General features: G+C 64.8%; 1 protein-coding gene. It reads left to right on the forward strand.

All coding sequences use genetic code 11. The annotated features are described in order from the left end of the window. Positions 1 to 120 precede the first annotated feature (120 nt). The coding region (locus tag V5F48_RS24960) for a branched-chain amino acid ABC transporter permease (protein ID WP_394260645.1) at positions 121 to 653 on the forward strand (533 nt) is incomplete at its 3' end.

The following is a 653-nucleotide window of genomic DNA, read 5'->3' on the forward strand; positions in this document are numbered from 1 at the left end:
ACCGTCGCCGACCGCCACTACGTGGTGGAGCACGGCCGGGTGGTGGACATGGTGGAGAACGACAAGATCGCTGAGAACGCCGCGCGTCTCGAAGCCTTCCTCGGCGTCTGAGGGCAAGTCATGATCGAACTTCTTGGAATACCTCCTCAGGCCCTGTTCGGGCAGTTGCTGCTCGGGCTCATCAACGGGTCCTTCTACGCCATGCTGAGCCTTGGGCTGGCGGTGATCTTCGGCCTGCTCAACGTGATCAACTTCACCCACGGCGCGCAGTATATGATGGGCGCCTTCGGGGCCTGGATGCTGCTCAACTATCTGGGCGTGCCCTTCTGGGGGGCGCTCGTCGTGGCGCCGGTGATGGTGGCGCTCATCGGCATGGTGATGGAGCGCACCTTGCTGCGCCGCCTCTACCATCTCGACCACCTCTACGGCATGCTGCTCACCTTCGGCCTCGCCCTCATCATCGAGGGCCTGTTCCGCCGGCAGTACGGCTCCTCCGGCCTGCCCTACAACAACCCCCTGCCGGGCGGCACCAACCTCGGCTTCATGTTCCTGCCCAACTACCGCGCCTTCGTGGTGGTGGCCTCCCTCGTGGTGTGCCTCGCCACCTGGTTCATCATCGAGCGCACCAAGCTCGGCTCGTACCTGCGCGCCGC

The organism is Xanthobacter autotrophicus ATCC 700552, from assembly GCF_043194565.1.
GTDB lineage: Bacteria > Pseudomonadota > Alphaproteobacteria > Rhizobiales > Xanthobacteraceae > Xanthobacter > Xanthobacter autotrophicus_F.